The sequence below is a fragment of the Arsukibacterium sp. genome (assembly GCF_018402695.1).
GTDB lineage: Bacteria > Pseudomonadota > Gammaproteobacteria > Enterobacterales > Alteromonadaceae > Alishewanella.
On record NZ_JAGYIM010000024.1, the window covers coordinates 74,245 to 94,546 of the forward strand.

Annotated in this window: 18 protein-coding genes; 7 read left to right on the forward strand and 11 right to left on the reverse strand. The window is 49.5% G+C overall.

Annotated features, from left to right (window positions below; all coding sequences use genetic code 11):
- Positions 1–10 precede the first annotated feature (10 nt).
- Positions 11–1,129 (reverse strand): efflux RND transporter periplasmic adaptor subunit, encoded by a 1,119-nt coding sequence (locus tag KG631_RS16205; protein ID WP_214000697.1) that lies wholly within the window; start codon positions 1,127–1,129, stop codon positions 11–13.
- Positions 1,130–1,414: 285 nt separating this feature from the next.
- On the opposite strand from KG631_RS16205, the gene KG631_RS16210 reads away from it, so the two are divergent.
- Entirely contained in the window at positions 1,415–1,852 is a 438-nt protein-coding gene (locus KG631_RS16210; protein WP_214000698.1) for a CBS domain-containing protein, read from the forward strand.
- On the opposite strand, the gene KG631_RS16215 is transcribed toward KG631_RS16210, so the two are convergent.
- Positions 1,843–3,546, reverse strand: a complete 1,704-nt coding sequence (locus KG631_RS16215; RefSeq protein ID WP_214000699.1) for a diguanylate cyclase — start codon at positions 3,544–3,546, stop codon at positions 1,843–1,845. The genes KG631_RS16210 and KG631_RS16215 overlap by 10 nt on opposite strands.
- 123 nt (positions 3,547–3,669) lie before the next feature.
- A complete protein-coding gene (locus KG631_RS16220) occupies positions 3,670–5,826 on the reverse strand; it encodes a S46 family peptidase (protein WP_214000700.1) in 2,157 nt (718 codons plus the stop codon).
- Positions 5,827–6,143: 317 nt separating this feature from the next.
- On the opposite strand from KG631_RS16220, the gene KG631_RS16225 reads away from it, so the two are divergent.
- The 4 genes from KG631_RS16225 to KG631_RS16240 are packed head-to-tail and all read left to right on the forward strand — an operon-like array spanning position 6,144 to position 10,335.
- Positions 6,144–7,298: a porin gene (locus KG631_RS16225; protein WP_301003934.1), complete on the forward strand. Its 1,155-nt coding sequence runs from the start codon at positions 6,144–6,146 to the stop codon at positions 7,296–7,298.
- 9 nt (positions 7,299–7,307) lie between these two features.
- Entirely contained in the window at positions 7,308–7,715 is a 408-nt protein-coding gene (locus KG631_RS16230; RefSeq protein WP_214000701.1) for a phosphate ABC transporter substrate-binding protein, read from the forward strand.
- 47 nt (positions 7,716–7,762) lie between these two features.
- A complete protein-coding gene (locus tag KG631_RS16235) occupies positions 7,763–9,373 on the forward strand; it encodes a methyl-accepting chemotaxis protein (protein ID WP_214000702.1) in 1,611 nt (536 codons plus the stop codon).
- Positions 9,374–9,408: 35 nt separating this feature from the next.
- The gene (locus KG631_RS16240) at positions 9,409–10,335 is read left to right on the forward strand and encodes a chemotaxis protein (protein WP_214000703.1); all 927 of its coding nucleotides are present in this window, start codon (positions 9,409–9,411) and stop codon (positions 10,333–10,335) included.
- Between the two features lie 63 nt (positions 10,336–10,398).
- On the opposite strand, the gene hisIE is transcribed toward KG631_RS16240, so the two are convergent.
- From hisIE to hisG, 8 genes are read right to left on the reverse strand one after another with little or no spacing between them, the layout of a single operon-like run.
- Complete coding sequence (gene hisIE / locus KG631_RS16245) at positions 10,399–11,013, reverse strand: bifunctional phosphoribosyl-AMP cyclohydrolase/phosphoribosyl-ATP diphosphatase HisIE (protein WP_214000704.1); 615 nt, start codon at positions 11,011–11,013, stop codon at positions 10,399–10,401.
- A gap of 9 nt (positions 11,014–11,022) precedes the next feature.
- Positions 11,023–11,796, reverse strand: a complete 774-nt coding sequence (gene hisF, locus KG631_RS16250; RefSeq protein WP_214000705.1) for an imidazole glycerol phosphate synthase subunit HisF — start codon at positions 11,794–11,796, stop codon at positions 11,023–11,025.
- Positions 11,778–12,524, reverse strand: a complete 747-nt coding sequence (gene hisA / locus KG631_RS16255; protein WP_365869276.1) for a 1-(5-phosphoribosyl)-5-[(5-phosphoribosylamino)methylideneamino]imidazole-4-carboxamide isomerase — start codon at positions 12,522–12,524, stop codon at positions 11,778–11,780. Before hisA ends, hisF begins: the two co-directional genes overlap by 19 nt.
- Complete coding sequence (hisH, locus tag KG631_RS16260; protein WP_214000706.1) at positions 12,512–13,105, reverse strand: imidazole glycerol phosphate synthase subunit HisH; 594 nt, start codon at positions 13,103–13,105, stop codon at positions 12,512–12,514. The genes hisA and hisH overlap by 13 nt, the downstream gene beginning before the upstream one ends.
- Positions 13,105–14,175, reverse strand: coding sequence for a bifunctional histidinol-phosphatase/imidazoleglycerol-phosphate dehydratase HisB (gene hisB, locus KG631_RS16265; RefSeq protein ID WP_214000707.1), 1,071 nt, complete (start codon positions 14,173–14,175; stop codon positions 13,105–13,107). Before hisB ends, hisH begins: the two co-directional genes overlap by 1 nt.
- The gene (gene hisC / locus KG631_RS16270; RefSeq protein ID WP_214000708.1) at positions 14,172–15,287 is read right to left on the reverse strand and encodes a histidinol-phosphate transaminase; all 1,116 of its coding nucleotides are present in this window, start codon (positions 15,285–15,287) and stop codon (positions 14,172–14,174) included. The genes hisB and hisC overlap by 4 nt, the downstream gene beginning before the upstream one ends.
- A gap of 2 nt (positions 15,288–15,289) precedes the next feature.
- Positions 15,290–16,657, reverse strand: a complete 1,368-nt coding sequence (gene hisD / locus KG631_RS16275; RefSeq protein ID WP_214000709.1) for a histidinol dehydrogenase — start codon at positions 16,655–16,657, stop codon at positions 15,290–15,292.
- A 2-nt stretch (positions 16,658–16,659) separates the two neighbouring features.
- Positions 16,660–17,568 carry an ATP phosphoribosyltransferase gene (gene hisG / locus KG631_RS16280; RefSeq protein WP_214000710.1) on the reverse strand — a complete coding sequence of 303 codons (909 nt, stop codon included), beginning with the start codon at positions 17,566–17,568 and terminating at the stop codon, positions 16,660–16,662.
- Positions 17,569–18,032: 464 nt separating this feature from the next.
- Between hisG and KG631_RS16285 the strand changes: the two genes are divergently transcribed.
- Both KG631_RS16285 and KG631_RS16290 read left to right on the forward strand, forming a co-directional pair.
- Positions 18,033–18,272 carry a hypothetical protein gene (locus tag KG631_RS16285; RefSeq protein WP_301003935.1) on the forward strand — a complete coding sequence of 80 codons (240 nt, stop codon included), beginning with the start codon at positions 18,033–18,035 and terminating at the stop codon, positions 18,270–18,272.
- A 91-nt stretch (positions 18,273–18,363) separates the two neighbouring features.
- Positions 18,364–20,301: an ATP-dependent DNA helicase gene (locus KG631_RS16290; protein WP_214000712.1), complete on the forward strand. Its 1,938-nt coding sequence runs from the start codon at positions 18,364–18,366 to the stop codon at positions 20,299–20,301.
- Position 20,302: the final 1 nt, after the last annotated feature.

Below are 20,302 nucleotides of genomic sequence, written 5' to 3' on the forward strand. Positions count from 1 at the left end.
TGGTTTGTCCTTACTGGTTTGCCGGTGTTGGATCAGGTTCTGCAGTCGGGGTTGCCTGCTCATTGTCACTGATTTTGACTTCAGCGCCATTACGCAGCTTCAGTAAGCCTGAGGTCGCTACCCTGTCGCCAGGTTCAAGGCCATCGGTAATGGCAATAACATCGCCGCGGCTCTGGCCGGTACTGACAAAGCGCTGGTGGGCGGTAAGTTTGCCGTCGTTGTCGCGGATAATAAACACCGAATTACCGTAGGGATTAAACTGAACAGCTGTTTGCGGTACCAGCGTTACATCATTACGCTGCCCAGTGTCCATCTGCACCCGGGCAAACATACCGGGCCGTAATTTGTGATCCGGGTTAGCGAAGGTCGCCTGCACCTCAATGCTGCGGCTGGACTGCCGCACTGCTGGCGCAATTGCGGTAATTTCGCCACTAAACTGCTGGTCGGCCCAGGCATCGACACTAACTGTGAGTTGCTGGCCTTTGGTTATGCTGGCAAGTTGCTGTTCGGGTAAACTGAAATTCAGATAAATAGGATCAAGCGATTGTAGTGACACAACGTTGTCACCGGGCGCTACCAGCTGGCCCAGACTGACCTGCCGAATACCGGTAACGCCGTCAAAGGGCGCATGAATGGTCTTCTGAGCGATCCGTGCCTGTTGCGAGGCCACGGCTGCTTCAGCCTGCGCCGCTTCACTTTCCCGCCGCCGCACATCCAACTCTGACACACCTTTGTCACGCAGTAAGGTTTGCAACCGGTCCAGCTCAAGATCTGCCAGTTTTTGTGCTGCCGCCAGACGGGTTAGATCTGCTTGGTCGACACTGTCATCCAGCGTTAACAATAACTGGCCCTTACGCACTTCACTGGCATTATCAAACTGAATACTGGTAATAATGCCACCGGCTTCGGTAGAAAGCTCAGTACTGTTAACTGCGGCAAAACTGCCCACCGCGCTGACAAAAGGCTGCCACTGCGCAGTGGTAGCTGTTGTAGCCGTAATAGTGGCAACCGGCATCGGCATGGTGTCAAAATACTGGTTCATAAAATAATTGCCGACGGCCTTGTAACCGAAAATGCCGCCAAAAATCAGGCCAGCAATAATCAGCATTAGCAACATGCGCTTGAACATGGATTCTCCTTATCAAATAACAGGACTAAGTATAACTATTATTGCTGCCGCTATTTGTGAAATTTAGTAACACAATAGGTGTGGATTTTACTACCTTGATCAGCCGATTAAGTAATACTTGCCACTGCCCCAAATGGTTTAATGGGCTGCACGGTTATTTGGCCGGTTGCGTTAAAAAAATGGCATAACTAACATTAAATATGATCCAGCTTCAGGCAGGACGCTAAAATTTTAGTTATACCTGTTAGTCAGATGATGATGTTAACCCGACAAGGAGTAATTTTTATGACCATTACTACTGTAGCCGAACTAATGACCGCTGATCCTCTGTGTGTATTACGCAGTGATAGCTTAAAAGACGCACATGATCTAATGCGCGAAAAGAACGTGCGGCACATTCCGGTAATTGATGCTAATGGTGAGCTGACAGGTATGCTGACTCAGAGAATAATGATTGCTAAAGTCATGGGGTTAATGGCGCAGTATGGTGCCGTGGCGCTGGAACGTAAAGAAAAACAGCTGTTAGTCAGTGAATTAATGGCAACCGATTTTGCTGCTGTCACCGCTGAGCAATCGCTTGCCGAAGTTGCTGATTTTTTTGTGGCAAACCGTCATGGTTGCTTGCCGGTAGTGGACAGCGCGAATAAGATTATTGGTATTTTAACGTCATCTGACTTTGTTCGGTTGGCCGCTCGCTTGTTAAAACCCCAGGCTCAAGGTTGATACCAGCAAAACTGGTTTTTACCGCGGCTTTTCGCCTGATACATGGCGGCATCAGCCTGGCGCAGTAGTAAGTCAGCAGCAGTCTGTTCGCCACTAAACAGCACTAAGCCAATACTGCTGTTGCAACAGTGGCTTAGCTGGTGTTGCTCGTCAACAATCAGGGGTTCACTGATTGTGGCTGCAATTTTAGTTGCAACCTGTTCGGCACGTTGCCGGCATTGTGTTTTATTTGCGGCAATGTCATGTAACAGCACAATAAATTCATCACCGCCGAAACGACCAACAGTGTCTGCCTCTCGCACGACCTGACAAATACGATGTCCTACCTGACTAAGCACCTGATCGCCGGTTTTATGGCCATATAAGTCATTAACCGGTTTGAAGTTATCTAAATCAATAAACATCATTACACAGTAATGTTTACTGCGCTTGCTGTTTACAATGGCCTGTTGCAGCCGTTCTTCCAGTAAACGGCGGTTGGGCAGGCCGGTTAAGTCATCATAGAATGCCAAACGGCGAATTTTCTCTGCCGATAAGCTACGGTCAATTGCCAGTTCGGCCAGGTTGCTATAACTGGCAATTTGCTGCCGTTGGCTGGCAGTGGGCTGGCAAGGTTCGCTGTGATAAATACCGAAGGTCCCTAATACTTTGCCTTGAGCATTTTTGATGGGGTGTGACCAGCACGCCGCCAGATTAGCCGCCTGAGTTAACTCCAGAAAGGGCTGCCAGTAGGGGTGGCTGTTAATGTCCTCAACGATCACCGGCTCACCGGTATAGGCGGCTGTACCACAAGAGCCCTGGCCGATGCCAATCGGCAGATTATCGACAGCATGATTATAGAATTCGGGCAGGGAGGGGGCCGCACCATGTCGTAAATGCTGGCCTGATGGATCTAACAACAGCACTGAGCAGCGCATGCCCGGGTGCAATAGTTCAATTTGCCTGACCATACAGGTTAAAATGTCGGTTAGCCCCACACCCTGACTTATCTGGCTTAGAATCAGATTTTGCAGTTCCAGTTGCTGAGTACGTTCGGTAATTTGTTGCTCAACGCTACTAACGGTGCGGGCATAGCGTTGATTGGCCATGCTAAGCTCTGCAATTTGCTGTGCCAGTGAGGTCAGTAAATTTAGCAGTGCGGGTAGCTTTTCTTCGGCAACTATTGGCACTTCTGCTATCGCACTGAGGTAGTCCTGCTCACTGAAACCAAGCTCCTGAGCCTGAGAGGTAAAGAATGTTAAATTGGGTTCGGTCAGGAAGAATTGGCCAATAAATAAATTAGCGAGATGAACATCATTGATAATAAGTGGCGTTGAGCAGTCAGTTAAGCCATTGCGACATTTATACAGTGCATACTTACGATCTTGCTGCAACTGACTGGCTAAGTTGACGTCGCTTTCTACGCAGCGTTGGCGGCTGGTTTCATTTACCCGGTGAAACTGAATACAGGCGCGTTGCCATTTCGATGATGCGAGTATTTTGCCATCCAGCCCAATCAACGCAATGGTAATGCCCATGGCGTCCAGAAAGTGATCAAACAGGCTATTTAAACGGGAAAAATCTATTTCTGCCGCGAGATGGCAGGCGGCATTGTCGTGATCTGAACGCTGGGTCGTGTTCCAGTCAGCGGCCAGAGGATCAAGCATTTGAATTAAGCTGGACTCTTTAAGCAAATACTTACTGTGTTTAGCCATGGCCATATTACTTTAGCTGTAACTGTCTGACTTCACCAGTTTTCTGTAACTTTTGCTAAAAAAAACCTCTGCGTGGCAGAGGTTTTTCGGGGAGGGGCTGTTGCGGCCTAACCGCAACCTGGATTATTTCACGCCGATTTCCTGTAGTAACGCGGTTGCGTTATCCACCTGTTGCATTTGCCACAGCATAAAACGTAAATCTACCTGAATAGAGCGGGTATTCGCCGGATTATAATCCCAGTCTGAGATAATTGAATCTAGGGTTCCATCAAACGCCAGGCCAACAAATTCTCCTTTGCTGTTTAAAATGGCTGAACCTGAATTTCCGCCAGTAATATCCAGGGTTGCCAGGTAATTCACTGGCACTGAATTCAGGCCAGGTTCCAGATAAGGACCGTAGTTTTTAGCTTTAATTGCCGCAAGCTGCTCTGCTGGCGCATTAAACTCACCTTCACCCGTTGCTTTGGCAGTAATGCCGCGTAACGTGGTGAAAGGCGCCCAGGCATTACCGTCTTCATTGCCGTGTGCCCGGCCTTTGACATTACCGTAGGTCACCCGCAATGTACTGTTAGCATCAGGATAAACCGCTTGTCCCTGATCTTGCATAAAGGCCATTTTCGCCCGCATATAGCTGGCATAAGCTTGCTGGACTTTACCGCCAAGTTCTTCTTCTTCGGCTTCTTGTTGCAGATCAGATTTATACAGCGCAACTGCCGCCATCACAAAAGGATCAGCACTCTGACTAAACTCAGCAGGTGTACTATCGATCAATGCTGTCCGGTTGCTCAGCTCAGTTAAACTGGTGTTAGCATACCAGCTGTCAATAAGCGCACTCAGCTCATTGTTACTCATGTCGCTTTTAATACCTAAAACGCGATCAAAGTCAGCATTACGTTGTTTTTTCGGCAGAGCGACATATTTCGTCAGATTGTGTAAATCCAGCGCTTTTTCCACGCTGACATCGAAGTTACGCTCCATGCCGGTTACAAAGGCTTTAAAGCGAGGTACATCCCGTTGCTGGAAACCGGCTTTACGCTCAGTGTCAGGCTTAGTGCTCTCCTGCGCCAGGCGGTATACCGAGCGCGCTACCGTGAGTAAGCGTGGCGTCGCATTGTTAAGCACATAATCGGCGCGGGCTTTACGGTGCTGCTCGGCTAACAGTTTTTCAATGGTTGTCAGGTCTTTTGCGTAAGCCTTTTTATTGTCGCGGCTGCTGTTAACCCATGACGTCAGCGCCTGATGCTCAGCAGTTTTACGCTGTAAAAAATCACTCTCTGCAAAACTGTCCAGCATACCCTGACGGTTTTTCATATAGTTGTTCAGGCCGGCTACTCTGCTGGCATATTTTAGTTCGGCGTCTTTGTTGGTTGCGGTAACCCGGTCAATAATAGCCAGCGTGTCTTTAAACTGCTGCACGGTATTCGGGTAGCTCCACTCAAAGGTTTCACTCACTTCTGAGGGCAGCAAGTGCCGGTTGGTCCGGCCGGGGTAACCCAGCGCCATAACGAAGTCACCCTCGTCTAACCCTTCGGCTGCCAGCTTAAGGTAATGGTCTGGTTTATAGGGCACATTGTCTTCATGGTAATCTGCAGACTTGCCATCCGGGCTTACATAAGCCCGTAAAAAGCCATAGTCGCCGGTATGACGCGGCCACATCCAGTTGTCGGTGTCGCCACCGAATTTGCCTACGCCCTCTGCCGGGGCGTGAACCAGCCGCACGTCTTTAATTTCCAGCTGCTTAATCAGGTAGTATTCCAGGCTACCGTAGTACGCAGCAACCCGGCAACGATGGCCTTTGTCCTGTTCACACTCGGCTATCAATTTTTTCTGGTTGGCTTCTATCGCGTCAATCCGTTTTTTGCCGCTTAGTTTGGCGGTTGCGTCATCAATCACTTGTGCCGTGACGTTGTCAACCGCTTTGGTGACATATACCCGGCTTCCTGGTGCCGCCGGAACTTCGTCAGTCATTGTTGACGCCAGAAAGCCATTGGCAAGTAAATCATTCTCTGGTGTAGAGTTATGAGCGATGCTGTTATACACACAGTGATGATTCGTGACTACCAGGCCCTCAGGTGAGACAAAAGAGGCTGAACATCCGCCCAGGCTGACAATTGCCGCCATTGGGAATTCGGTAAGTTTAGTCAGGTTAGCCGGGTCCAGCTCCAGACCAGCGGCTTTCAGTTCGTCTGCTATTTCAGGCAGTTGCTGTGGCATCCACATGCCCTCATCGGCCATGGCAAAGCTGCTGGCCAGCGCCAGCACTATTAAAGATTTTTTCATAAACTCTCTTTTATTGTAGTTGTAGCGTATGATACGCGGGACACCACTATACTCAGCGTCAGGCTGCAGCTTGTCAAGGTGTCGACAAACCCTGTTACAGTTTAATCAGGTTAGAAAGACAGAACGCGCAAAACCTGATCGATTGATGTAAAAAATATTGATTAACCATTGCGCCATTTTTTAGGTTATAGCCTAAGCTTTGCTTGGTAATAATAAGAAAACCATTGGTTTTATTCCGGTAATTACTATATCGGTACAAGTTATTGTGAAGCACGGATGTTGAACAAGATTGTTAGATGTAGTTCAGCGAGGTAATAATGAAAAAAAATCTTTTAGCCATGTCCCTAGTCATTGCTCTAATCCCCGTCACTGCTAACTCAAGTACTACTATAAACGGCTTTGCTTCAATCAAAGCGGGTATAACTACCGGCAGCGATGAACAATTATACGGCTATGATGATACCCTTGATTTTAAGAATGAAAGCCTGATCGCGTTGCAGGTTAAATCAGATCTTGGCGAAAAATTATCGGTTACCGCCCAGTTACTTGGCCGGGGCCAGGATGACTTTGATGTGGGCTTTGAATGGGCGTTTATCAGTTATCAGCTTAGTGACAATATGACAATTAATGCCGGAAGATTGCGCACGCCTTTTTATAAATATTCTGATTTTAAGGACGTTGGCTACGCTTACGACTGGTTACGGGTACCACAAGGCGTTTATGGTCTGGGTTTTGATTCGATTGAAGGGCTAACGTTTTACCGCACAGCTCAGCTGGGTAATATCGATTCTACTCTGCAGCTTATTTTCGGGGGTTACGATGGTACCGCCAGCTTAAGTGGTACCCAGGTCAATGCCACAATTGATAACGTGGCGGGTATTACCTGGGAGCTAGCCAAAGATGCTTTTAGCGCCCGTTTTGCTTATCTTATTGGTAAGACCAGCATAGAAACAACGTCGGTTTCGCTGGCCCCGGACTTTACTGTTGGCAACTTATATCAGGCGCTGGCTGCCAATGGTTTGTCGCCCCTGGTAACGGCAATTGATATTGATGATGAAAGCTCTAACTTTACTGGTATCGGGTTAACTTACGACGATAGTGACTGGATTGCCGTGGCGGAATACACGCGGGTCGAAGTTGAAAATAGCTTTGTCGCCACCCAGAAAAACTGGTATGCCTCACTAGGTAAACGGTTTAATAGCTTTACCCCATATATTTCCTACGAGCGGGAAAATAATGACGCTGTCGTCAGTATTTATCAACCTTATACCGCCGTATTACCCCCCCAGTTGTTGGTGCCGGTGCAGGGCTTGGTAGCGAGTCAGGAACGCGATGCCAGCACCTGGAACATTGGCGTCCGATACGATTTCCATCCTTCAGCAGCGTTTAAAGCGCAGTTTAGTTCAGAAGATAATGACACCCTCGGCCAACGTAATGGTTTACTGGCATTCGGTGTTGATTTGGTTTTTTAAGGAGCCTTTATGTTAAGCAGAAACTTAGCCATTGTTTTACTCCTTGCTGCTTCTGGTACTGCGTTGCCGGTTGTCGCTGATATTGCCGTTATCGTCAACCCGGCTAACTCAACAAACCTGACGACGGATGAACTGACCCGACTGTATACCGGCCGGTCTTCCGCTCTTGCCGCGGTAAACATTGCCGAGAGTTCGCCACTACGCGGCCAGTTTGATGAAAAAGGTGTTGGCCGCTCATCTGCCCAGTTAAAAGCGCATTGGTCAAAACTGGTGTTTACCGGCAAGGGGACCCCGCCACTTGAATTAGCAACCGAAGCGGCGGTAATTGAACATGTCGCTCAAAACCCTAATGCTATAGGCTATGTTGATGCCTCCAGCGTAACAGATGCAGTAAAAGTTGTTCTTACCCTGAATTAACTGCATTTTTGCTGCCAGCCGGGTGGCTGGCATAAAAGAGTATTGTTATGAAAAATATGTCGATAGTGATGAAAATCTGGCTGGTTATCGGCCTGGCAGTAATTGCATTTTCTACGGTAGTGGCAGTGAGTGTGTTTTTTACGGCGAAAAACAATGCGACTACGCAGAGTATGCGGGACTATATGTATGAAACGTCAAAACTGGCGTCGCAGGTTCGGTCAGGTTTTACTTCTCTCGATGAGTTTTTTACCCAGGCAGTAACCTTGTCAGATCCTGACTTATTGGCGACGGCGCAACAACATAGTAATAAATTACAGCAAAACCTGGAGCGCCTGAAAACGCTCAACCCCGGCCAGCAGCAATTACTGAATGATTTGCAGCAAGATGCCGGAAATTATGCCAGCCTGGCTGGAGGAATTGCCCAGCAGTTTATTGATGGCGATGTTGATTTTGCTAAAATTCAGGCCAGTGTGGCGACGAAAACTGAGCAGTTTGAGAGTCTGGACAGCCGGTTTACCGGGTTTGAACAGCAGGCTGACGAGCGCTTTTCCCGGGCAATCGAAGATATGTCAGATAATATGGATTTGGCATTAGCCGTGATTCTGGGGCTGGGCAGTGTGCTGATCTTGTTAACGGCTGGACTTGGCCATTTTATCGCCAGCCGGATAAGTAACTCGGCCAGAACCCTCGGCGTATCGCTGGCAGAACTGGCCAGTGGCAAAGGTAATCTGGCCAGCCGGTTGCCGGTAACAGGAAATGATGAGCTGGGTGTGGTGGCAAAGCAGTTTAACCTGTTTATTCAAATGCTGCAGACCTCGTTCAACGATTTGGCTAAAACGATAGAGCCGCTAAACCGCAGTGCTAAAGATCTGGCTTCTGGCATGAATAACATGGAAAAAATGACGCTGGAGCAGTCTGATAATTCTGAAACCGTCAGCCATAGCATGGCGGAGATGCAACTATCAGTGCAGGACATTAGTCAATCAGCGAATGATGCGGCTACCGGTGCAGGTAAAGCAAATGAGTTAGCAAAGCTGGGTTTGGACAAAACCAGCCATGCCGTGAAATACTCGCAGGGCTTATCCGATGAAATAAAGCATGCTCAGGATGTTATTACAGAGCTGGCTGAGAAAACAAAGAATGTTACTGAAATTTTGAAAAGCATTAACGATATTGCTGATCAAACCAACTTGTTGGCATTAAATGCCGCGATAGAAGCGGCCAGAGCCGGTGAGCACGGCAGAGGGTTCTCAGTGGTTGCTGATGAAGTACGTAACTTATCGTCGAAAACGGCAAAATCGGTAACTATGGTGCAGGAAGTACTGCGGCAACTGAACGATAATGTTAGTGGTGCGGTCAGTATAATGAGTCAGGCGGTAAGCAATGCTGAGCATTCAGCCAGCCTGGCCGCCGATGCAGGTAGCTCGATTGAGCAAATTAATCAGGAAGTGCAGCAAATCAGCATGTTAAATGCACAGATTGCTACAGCCACTGAACAACAAACCATGGTTGCCGAGCAAATCGCCAGTAATACCGCTAAAATGATAGGATCATTTGCCCAAACCAAGAGCTTGCAGTTGAGTGTGCATGGTATATCAGACGATTTACGGGTACTGTCCGAATCACTGGTAACTGTCAGTTCAAAATTTGAGACCTGATTTTAACGCAACCCAGGTTGCAGTGAGGAAGCACCATGAGTTCATTAATGAGTTCGGTAGACCAAAGGACCAATATTGTTGGTCAGAATCGTCTGGAATTGCTGATTTTCCGTTTAACCGGGCAGCAACCTTATGGCATTAACGTGTTTAAAGTGCGTGAGGTTATTCAGTGCCCGCAATTAACCGATATGCCAGGTTCCAACGCCCATGTCAGAGGCATCGCCCATTTAAGGGGTACGCCGGTGACCGTCATCGATCTCAGTAAAGCGACCGGCGGCAAAGCTATCGAAGATTTAAGTAAGGCTTATATTCTGGTAACCGAGTATAACCGCACTACCCAGGGGTTTCTGGTCGGCGGCATTGACCGGATTGTAAATATTAACTGGGAACAAATCTTGCCACCGCCAAAAGGGGCTGGGCGCAGTCACTACCTGACGGCGGTGACTCAGCTGGATGATAAGTTGGTACAAATTCTCGATGTGGAAAAAGTATTTGCAGAAATATCGCCGCCAGATGAAGAAGTAAGTGAGCAGATTAAACAACGCACATCAGCGCGTGATTTATCAAAATTAACGGTACTGGTTGCAGATGACTCGGCCGTGGCCCGCAACCAGGTAAAGCGGGCATTAAGTTCAATTGGTATTAATGTTGAACTGGTTAATGATGGCCGCTTGGCGCTGGATTGGTTAACGGCGAAAGCGGAAGAGATGGGTGGAGATATTTCTGAGCAGGTGCCGTTACTGATTTCCGATATTGAAATGCCGGAAATGGACGGCTATACCCTGACTGCAGCGGTTAAAGCACATGAACATCTGAAAAATATCCATATTGTGCTGCATTCATCGCTTAGCGGCGTATTTAACGAGGCGATGGTAAAAAAAGTTGGCGCCGACCAGTTTATTGCTAAGTTTCATCCGGACGAACTGGCCTCAGCAGTACAGCACTGGATGGCAATAGATTAAATTTTACGATGAAAATAGCGCCGCACGGCGCTATTTTTTTGCCAATTTTTCAGCGTATCACTGCTAGTTATGGCGCTGTTGTAATACTTTAATCACATCGTTTAATTCCAATTGCTGGCTGCGCAGCAGCACCAGCAGGTGGAAAATTAAATCGGCTGCTTCATTGGCCAGTTCTTCTTTGTCACCGGCCATTGCCGCCAGGGCCGACTCAACCCCTTCTTCGCCTACTTTCTGGGCGATGCGTTTGACGCCTTTAGCAAACAAGCTGGCAGTGTAGCTGCTGGCCGGGTCGGCGCCTTCACGGCTTTGAATAACCTGTTCTAAATCGTATAAGAAACTGAGCTGAGGGCTATTGGCAGTATTGTCGTGCCAGCAGGTTTCAGTGCCGACATGGCAGGTTGGGCCCTGCGGCTTGGCCAGTACTAAAATGCTATCGCTATCGCAGTCGCTGGCAATGCTGACCAGCTGCAGCGTATTGCCAGAGCTTTCACCTTTGGTCCAAAGCCGCTGTTTGCTGCGACTGAAAAACGTCACCTGGCCACTTTGCAATGTGTGCTGCAACGCTGCCGGGTTCATATACCCCTGCATCAGTACTTTGCCGGAAATGGCATGCTGCACTATGGCCGGTAGTAACTGGCTTTCGGGCCAGCTAAGCTGGCTGATTTGTTCTTGGTTCATAGGTTTTCTCTAAGGCCGTATGCTGATTCCATCGGCAATCAATTTCGTTTTAAGCGCTGCAATTTCAATAATCGCTTTGTGAAACACACTGGCTGCCAACGCGCCATCGACATCGGCTTGCTGAAACACCTGAGTAAAATGTTCCATGCTGCCGGCGCCGCCACTGGCAATCAACGGCACTTTACAGACGTCGCGAATGCTTTTTAACTGGGCAATATCATAACCCTGGCGCACGCCGTCCTGATTCATGCAGTTAAGCACAATCTCGCCAGCACCACGCGCTTGCACTTCAGCCACCCAATCGCGGGTAAGCCAGCGGGTTTTCTGGGTGCGGCTTTCATCACCGGTAAACTGGTATACCTGATACTGGCCAGAGGCGACATCAAAGAAGCTGTCGATACCCACCACCACACACTGCTGACCGAACACATGATTAAGCTCACTAATTAGCTCAGGGCGCGCCAGGGCGGGGCTGTTAACTGAGACTTTATCAGCGCCCATTTCCAGAATTTTGCCGGCATCGACCACACTTTTAATGCCACCAGCGACACAAAATGGGATATCGATAACTTCGGCGATGCGCCGTACCCAGCTTTTGTCGACTACCCGGCCATCGCTCGAGGCAGTAATATCGTAAAATACCAGCTCATCGGCGCCGGCTTCAGCATAACGCTGCGCTAACGGCACAATATCGCCAATGATTTCATGGTTACGAAACTGCACGCCCTTAACGACCTTGCCATCACGCACATCTAAACAGGGAATTAACCGTTTTGCCAGCATGCAATGGCCTCCTTCAGGCTAAATTTACCTTCCAGCAACGAGCGGCCAAGGATCACGCCGGCCACGCCACTACCGGTTAAGGCTTTAATATCAGCCAACGAACCAATACCGCCGGATGCCTGCCACTGAATTTGCGGGTAATGGGCGGTCAGCTCGCGGTAAAGCGCGACATTTGAACCACTTAAAGTGCCATCGCGGCTGATATCGGTACATAGCACATGCTTGGCACCTGCAGCAATATAGTCATCCAGTACCTGCTCTAAGGTAATATTGGATTGTTCAATCCAGCCGTGCGACGGCAGAGTTTTCTCGCCTTTATCGTTAATAGCGACATCCAGTGCCAGCACAATATGCTCGCCACCGTATTTGCGGATCCAGCCCTGCACCAGTTCGGGGTCGCGAATGGCCAGGCTGCCAATCACTACCCGGCCGGCACCGGCATCAAGTAAATCAATAACATCCTGTTCACTACGCACACCACCGCCAACCTGAATATGCAACGGTGACGCTGTCATCAATTCAGTTAACAGCGCTAACTGGCGTTTACTGGCATCTTTAGCCCCGGACAAATCAACTATATGCAGCCAGTCGCAGCCATCCTGGGCATATTGGTTACGTAAGCTAATCGGGCTGAACTGATATTGGGTTGTGCTGTCGTAGCGGCCCTGATACAGGCGGACCACAGTACCGTCTATTAAGTCTATTGCCGGAATAATCACAATTGCCACTCCAAAAAATTCTGCAATAAGCGGGCGCCGGTTTTGCCAGAGCGTTCCGGGTGAAACTGGGCGCCTGCTACGTTATCTTTGCCAATTACTGCGGCGAAATCATTACCATAATTACACAGGGCCAATGAATGCTCACCGGGTGCTACCGCAAAACTATGGACAAAATACACATAGTCACTGCTGTTGAAACCTTTCAGTACCGGATGTCCGCCGATATTATGCAGGGTATTCCAGCCCATATGCGGTAAGCGAAGGCCGGCACTTTGCATCGGCAGTACCTCACCCGGTATCAGGTTTAAACAGGGCACGTCACCTTCCATACTGTGGCTGCTTAACATCTGCATGCCTAAGCAAATACCCAGCAAGGGTTGCTGCAGGCCTTGCAGCGTGTCGATAAGGTCACTGTGTTGCAGCTGAGCCATAGCGTTGTGCGCGGTGCCGACGCCCGGCAACACCACTTTGTCGGCAGCTTTAATTACCGCGGCCTCCCGGCTGATCGTGGCCTCAACCCCCAGTCGTTTGAAGGCAAAATATACCGAGCTGATATTGGCGCAACCGGTATCAACAATCACCAATTGCATTACAATACTCCCTTAGAGCTTGGCAGCGCTTCGCCGGATACCGTAATAGCCTGGCGCAAGGCGCGGCCAAAGGCTTTAAACAGGCCTTCTACCATATGGTGCTTATTGCCCGCGGTAATCGATAGATGCAGACTTATTAACATGGCATCACTGAGTGAGCGGAAAAAGTGCGGCACCATTTCCAGGTTTAAACCGCCGACACTGCCTTCGCCTAAATCAGCATCAAATTTAAACAGGGGCCGGCCGGATAAATCCAGTACGCACTCTGCCCGGCACTCATCCATGGGCAGTACAAAACCAAAGCGGTTTATACCACGCTTATTGCCGAGCGCCTGTTTCAATGCCTGGCCCAGTGCCAGGGCGGTGTCTTCGACACTGTGGTGATCATCGATATGGAGATCACCCTCGACCTTAACTTGCAGTGAAAAACCGCCGTGAGTAGCAATTTGCTCCAGCATATGGTCGAAAAAGCCGACCCCGGTATTAAAGCTGTTGTTACCACTACTATCCAGATCAACGCTGATTGCAATATCGGTTTCCCGGGTAGTGCGTCTTACTGTCGCCTGGCGGCCGCGGCTGAGCAGCCGTTTGGTGATCTCACTCCAGCCCAGGGTATCACGGTTATACTGAAATGACGGCAGCCCCATATTGTCGGCCAGTTGCACGTCGGTCAGGCGGTCGCCAATCACAAAAGAATTGGTAAAGTCGATTTTACCCTGTTGCAGGTAGTCTTTGACCAGCCCCAGTTTCGGCTTGCGGCAACTGCAGTTATCCTGTTCAAAATGCGGACAAATCAGCACATCAGCAAAGTTAATGCCTTGCGACGTTAATAGCTGCATCATTTTGTTGTGCGGCGCATCAAAGCTATCGCGCGGAAAGCTGTCCGTGCCCAGACCATCCTGGTTGGTTACCATCACCAGTTGGTAACCGGCGCCCTGCAGTTTCAGCAGAGCAGGCACCAAGCCGGGCTCGTAGGCGAGTTTTTCCAGGCTGTCGAGTTGCTTATCGATTGGTGGTTCTTCCACCATGGTGCCGTCGCGGTCAATAAATAAAATAGGCTGGCCACTCATGCGTGCTCTCTCTTTTCAGGAATTTCAGGATCAGGTTTTGGTTCAGAAAAATACTGTTGCATCGCTGTTGTCAGGCGCTGCATTTCGTCAGGGCTGCCAATCGACACCCGCACTACCTGCGATAACCCTAGCTGACTGGACTGATTACGGATTAAAATGTCGGCGTTAATCAGCTCAGCGACACAGTCTGCTGCATCGGCAACCTGCAATAATACGTAATTGGCATTACTGGGCCATACTCGTTGCACCCCCGGCAGTTGCTGCGCTGTGGCGATAAAATCGTTGCGTAACCGGTTAATGGTCGCCACGCTTTGCTGCATCTGAATAATGCCCTTTGCTGATAAAGCCTGAGCGGCAATTTGCGCTACCGGTTCAGCAATCGGGTAGGGGGCAATCATCTTTTTCAGGGCGCTGATTACCGCCGGTGCAGCCAGGGTAAAACCACAGCGCAACCCGGCCAGACCAAAAGCTTTGGACAGGGTGCGTAGCACCACTAAATGCGGATAGGTGCTTAGCAACGGCACTACCGACGCTTCGGGCGCAAATTCAATATAAGCCTCATCCACCACCACCAATGCTTTGTCTTTAAAATGCTCCAGCACGGCAATAATTTGCTGGCGTGGGATCAAATCACCAGTCGGATTATTCGGGCTGCAGATAAACACCAGTTTCGGTTCGGTAGCAAAAATACCGGCCAAATCGAGCTGTTCACTGTTTAACAGCAACACTTTATTGACCGCAGTCTGGTTACTTTCGGCACTAATCGCATACATGCCATAAGTTGGCGGGCAAAGGGTAATGCTATCTAGCTTAGGTTCACAGAAGCTGCGGATCAACAGCTCAATGCCTTCATCAGCACCCCGGCTAACCAGCACCTGCTCTGGCGCTACGCCGGCATAGGCCGCATAGGCATTGATTACCGCTTTTGGCTGACATGACGGATAGCGGTTAAAGGTGCCATCCAGCTGATAGGCCGGTGCCAGGGCATTTTCGTTGGCATTGAGCCACACCGCGCCGCCACTCATACTGCTGCGCGCCGAGGCGTAAGGTACGAGATCTTTTACCAACTGCCGGGCAAGGTTATTTATTTCAGGAACGCTCAGATCAGACATGTTTAGTCTCCGCCACTATTATCATTGTTGGCTGTTGAGCCATTAAGTGCTGCCAGGCGCAGCCGCACGGCGTTGGCGTGCGCGGTTAAACTCTCCGCTTCGGCCAGCGTTACAATAGCCGGGCCAATGTTGCGCATGCCGGTCGCTGATAATTTCTGCACAGTATAACGGCGATAGAAGTCAGTTAATGACAAACTGGATACCGTTTTGCTGTACCCGTAAGTCGGCAGCACATGATTGGTACCACTGGCATAGTCCCCTGCTGACTCCGGCGTCCACGGGCCGACAAAAATACTGGCTGCACTGCTGAACTGCGCCACCAGCTCATCATCCATTGCCGTTTGCACAATTAAATGCTCCGGGGCGTAAGCGTTGGTTACTGCGACAGCCTGCGTTAAGTCGGCTGTTAAAATATAACGGCTGTGACTCAGCGCTGCTTCGGCGATAGCTTTACGTGGTAATGCAGCCAGTTGTGTTGTTACTTCAGTTTGTACCCTGGCAATGAGCTCTGCACAGTCACTGACTAATACAACTTGTGAGTCGGGGCCGTGCTCGGCCTGTGATAACAAATCGGCAGCAACAAAAGCCGGGTTGGCAGTGTTATCAGCCAGTACCAATACCTCAGACGGGCCGGCTGGCATATCAATCATCGCACCTTTGACATCCTGACTCACTTGTTGTTTGGCCTCGGTAACATAACGGTTACCCGGGCCAAAAATCTTATCTACTTTGGCAATACTCTCCGTGCCATAGGCCAGGGCGGCAATGGCCTGGGCACCCCCTATGGTATAAATCTCAGTAATACCACACAGCTCAGCGGCATACAGAATTTCAGGTGCAATATCATCAGCGGCTGGCTTGCCAGGGGGGGTCACCAGCACGGACCTGGGGCATCCCGCTAACTGCGCCGGTACGCCCAGCATTAACACCGTTGATGGTAAGGGTGCACTGCCGCCCGGAATATACAACCCCACTGCGCCGATCGCCCGGCTTTTCAGCTGACACATGACGCCGCTGCTGGTTTCCACTTCAATATCCCGCGGCAGCTGGGCAGCATGAAATTTACGGATATTGTCATAAGCCAGCTCGATGGCAGCTTTGCGCTCCGGTAGCAAGTGGGCCAGGATCTGGCGTTTTTTGCTGTCACTCAGCCGCAGCGGGTTGTCTGTTAAACCATCAAACTGCTTGCTGTAGACGCGAAGTGCCTGGTCACCCTGCTGTTTTACCGTGGTAATAATGGTCCGTACCTGTTCTGATAAATCGGCGGAGTCCGCCATTTCAGGCCGGGCCAGCGCAGCTTGCTGTTGCTCAGTGGACAATTGCGGCCAGTTATACACGGCAGCCGAAGTAGTAGCCTTAGCGGTAACCATAGTTACTCCATCATTTTTTCAATCGGCAATACTAATATGGAGCTGGCACCCAGGGCTTTTAGTTGCTCCATGGTCTCCCAAAACAGGGTTTCACTGCTGACCACGTGAATAGCGACCATGCTGTCATTACCGGCCAGCGGCAGCATGGTTGGGTTTTCGGCGCCGGGTAGCAGGGCAATCACTTCATCCAGGCGGGCGCGTGGTGCATGCAACATAATATATTTGCTTTCATTGGCTTGCATTACGCCATTAATGCGCGGCATAAGTTTATTAATAAGTTTTAACTGCTTGCTGTCGGTTAAGTCTTTGCGCTGAATAAGCACTGCTTTGCTGCGGTAAATAACATCTACCTCTTTTAAGCCGTTGGCTTCCAGTGTCGCACCGGTTGACACTAAATCACATATTGCATCTGCTAAGCCTGCACGAGGAGCCACTTCGACCGAGCCTTTTAGATTGACTACCCGCGCATTAACACCCTGCTGTTTTAAATAACGGCCAAGTAATCTCGGGTAGGTGGTGGCAATGGTTTTGCCATCAAGCGAAGCTGGCCCCTGGTACTCATCCTCCTGTGGTACGGCAATGGATAAGCGGCAACCGCCAAAATCCAGCCGTTTAAGTACCGTGTAGTCAAAGCTATCGTTATCCAGCTGGCGCTGCAGCGATTCTTCTTCCAGCACGTTTTCGCCAACAATACCTAAGTCGCAAACCCCGTCCATCACCAGGCCGGGAATATCATCATCCCGCACCCGCAGGATATCGATATCCATATTCTCAACATGGGCTATCAGACGTTGCTCCCGTAAATTGATTTTTAAACCGCAACTGGTAAAAAGGGCTTGGGAATCAACCGATAAACGGCCAGACTTCTGCATTGCGATACGTAAGCGTTTACTTTCTGTTGCCGGACTCATAATAGTCTCCGTGACGATAACTTAAAAAGATTAATACAATAAACAAAAACCCCGGGCCTGGGCTCGGGGTTTTTGATACGTTACCACCGGAGCGCCAGACTTCAGCCCTCCGAAATATCGGACGGCTAGTGCCTGTGATGATGGTGCAAAGCAGTAACGTTTAGCATTTTCAGGTTCTTGCTGACTAAGATGTTATACAAGTTACCTGCGAAGCGGCCGAAGTGCAAGTGTGACATGCCAAATACAGATTTAACCACAGTCTGGTATTTTATTGAAAATTAAAAGCTTTAATTTTTTTAGCTTTAATTTCATCGGAATTTATTTTTTGAGGTTAAATCGTTTTATGAATTTAATGCTTAAAATGCGGTCAACTTGTATAGTCAATAAGCTGAATGCTCAAGGTTTTTGGTAACAGGCCGATAGTACAGGTAATGATTTTTTAGGGGACAGTTATGGACGCTTTTATGCCGTTTGTACAACGGGTGCCAGGCACACCGGTGGAACCTGATCCAAAGCAGGTAGTACCGGTATTTAAAGAGGCCAGATTAAGCCCGCTGAAACCGAATGAACAAAAATTCCTTATTATGCGCCAGCCATCGCCCAACCGCGGCAGGCGGGCCGAAGATTATCCGGAACCACCTTACACGACCCCGGAAGAAGAGCAACATGTCGATAAAGATGGTCATCTGGATATTTTTGTCTGAATTTTTCTGCTGATAAAGGCATAATAGCGCTCTTTTAAAAGAGCAGGTGCCGCAGTGACTAGTCCAACTTTCAGCCTTAACCAACAAGACCATGACGAGTAGTCTGGCCAGACAGGTGCTGGCTGCGTTTGCTGAAAAAGGCAAACTGGCTAGTAATATCTCAGGCTTTAACCCGCGTGCTGCGCAGCTGCAAATGGCTGAAGCGGTTGCCGAAGCTATTGCCGCTAACAGGGCATTGGTTGTTGAAGCCGGCACCGGTACCGGTAAAACTTATGCGTATCTGGTACCGGCGTTACTTGCTGGCAAAAAAGTTATTCTCTCTACCGGCACTAAAAACCTGCAGGAGCAATTGTTTCTGCGCGACTTGCCCAAAGTGCAGCAGGCACTGGCCAGTCCCATTCATACCGCCTTGTTAAAAGGCCGCGCCAATTACTTATGTTTGTTTCGGTTAGAGCAACATTACAACCATGTACCGGTGCAGGACGAGCAGCTAATTCAGGATTTAAGCCTGATTAAAAAGTGGTCGTCCGAAACCCAGTCGGGCGATATTGGTGAGCTGAGCTATATTGCCGAAGACTCAAAAGCTCTGCCGTACGTTACCAGCACCACCGACAACTGTCTTGGTAAGGACTGCCCGGTATATGAAGACTGCCACTTACTTAAAGCCCGTAAAAATGCGCAGGCAGCGGATTTAGTGGTAGTAAACCACCATTTGTTTTTCGCCGACTTAGCATTAAAAGACACTGGCTTTGGTGAACTGCTGCCACAAATGGATGTGATTATCTTCGACGAAGCACACCAACTGCCTGATATTGCCAGTGATTATTTTGGCGAGCAGGTTTCCAGCCGATTATTGCTGGATTTGTGCAAAGATTTAGAATTAGCCTGCAAAACAGAGCTGCGCGATCACCCGCAGTTAGTAAAAGTGGCAGAGAAGCTGGCCAGTTTAGTACGGGACTGGCGGCTGCAGTTTGCTGCTGACCCCAGTCGTGGTAACTGGCGTGATTTAGCGCAGCAAACGCCAATGCAAACTGCACTGACCCGGGTAAATGATGCCATCGACATGTTGTATCAGGTATTAAAAAGCAGCCTGGGCCGCAGTGATACTGTGGATAATGTGTTTGAGCGGCTGGCTCAGCTAAAAAATCGTTTACTGAAAATGCAGGATTTAAGCCAGACCGGGGTAAGTTTATGGTACGAAACCAGCCGGTTGCATGTCAGTTTGCATTTAACCCCGCTAAGTATCGCCGAGCGTTTTAAAGCAATAGTGGCGGCTGAGCAGCGCAGCTGGATTTTCACTTCTGCCACCTTGTCAGTTAACGAAGGCTTTAACCATTACACCGCGCAGATGGGGCTGGATGACGCCCAGACCTTACTGCTGGAAAGCCCGTTTGACTATGCTCGTCAGGCGATGTTGTGCCTGCCGCGATATTTACCCGAGCCGCATCAGCAGCAAATGGGCCCGGCATTACTTGAATTGGCGGTAAAGCTGATTAAAGCCAATAATGGTCGCTGTTTCTTTCTATTTACCAGCCATCGTATGTTGCAGTGGATGGCCAACGCACTACCCGAACACATCAGCCAGCCGGTGTTGGTGCAGGGCAGTACCGGTAAGCGTTTGTTGCTGGAGCAGTTTGTTACCCTGGACAATGCGGTGCTGCTGGGTACCGGCAGCTTCTGGGAAGGGGTAGATGTGCGCGGCGATACCCTAAGTTGCGTTATTATCGATAAGTTGCCGTTTGCATCACCCGATGACCCGTTGTTACAGGCGCGCAGCGAAGATTGTCAGCGCCGGGGCCTGGACCCGTTCAGCACGGTGCAATTGCCGCAGGCGGTTATTACCCTGAAACAGGGGGTTGGCCGGCTTATCCGAGATGTCACCGACCGTGGCGTGCTGGTTATTTGCGACAACCGTCTGGTAACCCGGCCCTATGGTGGTGTATTTCTGAAAAGTTTGCCGCCAATGCGCCGCACCCGTTCGCTGGATGATGCTGCCGCATTTTTACAACAGACAAGACAGGAAAATTAAA

Excerpts from the sequence above, each read along its gene's own strand:
- KG631_RS16240 (WP_214000703.1), top strand. The coding sequence starts at position 9,409 with ATGAGTTCATTAATGAGTTCGGTAGACCAAAGGACCAATATTGTTGGT.
- KG631_RS16205 (WP_214000697.1), bottom strand. The coding sequence starts at position 1,129 with ATGTTCAAGCGCATGTTGCTAATGCTGATTATTGCTGGCCTGATTTTT.
- hisIE (WP_214000704.1), bottom strand. The coding sequence starts at position 11,013 with ATGAACCAAGAACAAATCAGCCAGCTTAGCTGGCCCGAAAGCCAGTTA.
- hisH (WP_214000706.1), bottom strand. The coding sequence starts at position 13,105 with ATGCAATTGGTGATTGTTGATACCGGTTGCGCCAATATCAGCTCGGTA.
- hisF (WP_214000705.1), bottom strand. The coding sequence starts at position 11,796 with ATGCTGGCAAAACGGTTAATTCCCTGTTTAGATGTGCGTGATGGCAAG.
- KG631_RS16235 (WP_214000702.1), top strand. The coding sequence starts at position 7,763 with ATGAAAAATATGTCGATAGTGATGAAAATCTGGCTGGTTATCGGCCTG.
- KG631_RS16230 (WP_214000701.1), top strand. The coding sequence starts at position 7,308 with ATGTTAAGCAGAAACTTAGCCATTGTTTTACTCCTTGCTGCTTCTGGT.
- KG631_RS16285 (WP_301003935.1), top strand. The coding sequence starts at position 18,033 with ATGCCGTTTGTACAACGGGTGCCAGGCACACCGGTGGAACCTGATCCA.
- hisD (WP_214000709.1), bottom strand. The coding sequence starts at position 16,657 with ATGGTTACCGCTAAGGCTACTACTTCGGCTGCCGTGTATAACTGGCCG.
- KG631_RS16215 (WP_214000699.1), bottom strand. The coding sequence starts at position 3,546 with ATGGCTAAACACAGTAAGTATTTGCTTAAAGAGTCCAGCTTAATTCAA.
- KG631_RS16210 (WP_214000698.1), top strand. The coding sequence starts at position 1,415 with ATGACCATTACTACTGTAGCCGAACTAATGACCGCTGATCCTCTGTGT.
- KG631_RS16220 (WP_214000700.1), bottom strand. The coding sequence starts at position 5,826 with ATGAAAAAATCTTTAATAGTGCTGGCGCTGGCCAGCAGCTTTGCCATG.
- KG631_RS16290 (WP_214000712.1), top strand. The coding sequence starts at position 18,364 with ATGACGAGTAGTCTGGCCAGACAGGTGCTGGCTGCGTTTGCTGAAAAA.
- KG631_RS16225 (WP_301003934.1), top strand. The coding sequence starts at position 6,144 with ATGAAAAAAAATCTTTTAGCCATGTCCCTAGTCATTGCTCTAATCCCC.
- hisG (WP_214000710.1), bottom strand. The coding sequence starts at position 17,568 with ATGAGTCCGGCAACAGAAAGTAAACGCTTACGTATCGCAATGCAGAAG.
- hisB (WP_214000707.1), bottom strand. The coding sequence starts at position 14,175 with ATGAGTGGCCAGCCTATTTTATTTATTGACCGCGACGGCACCATGGTG.
- hisC (WP_214000708.1), bottom strand. The coding sequence starts at position 15,287 with ATGTCTGATCTGAGCGTTCCTGAAATAAATAACCTTGCCCGGCAGTTG.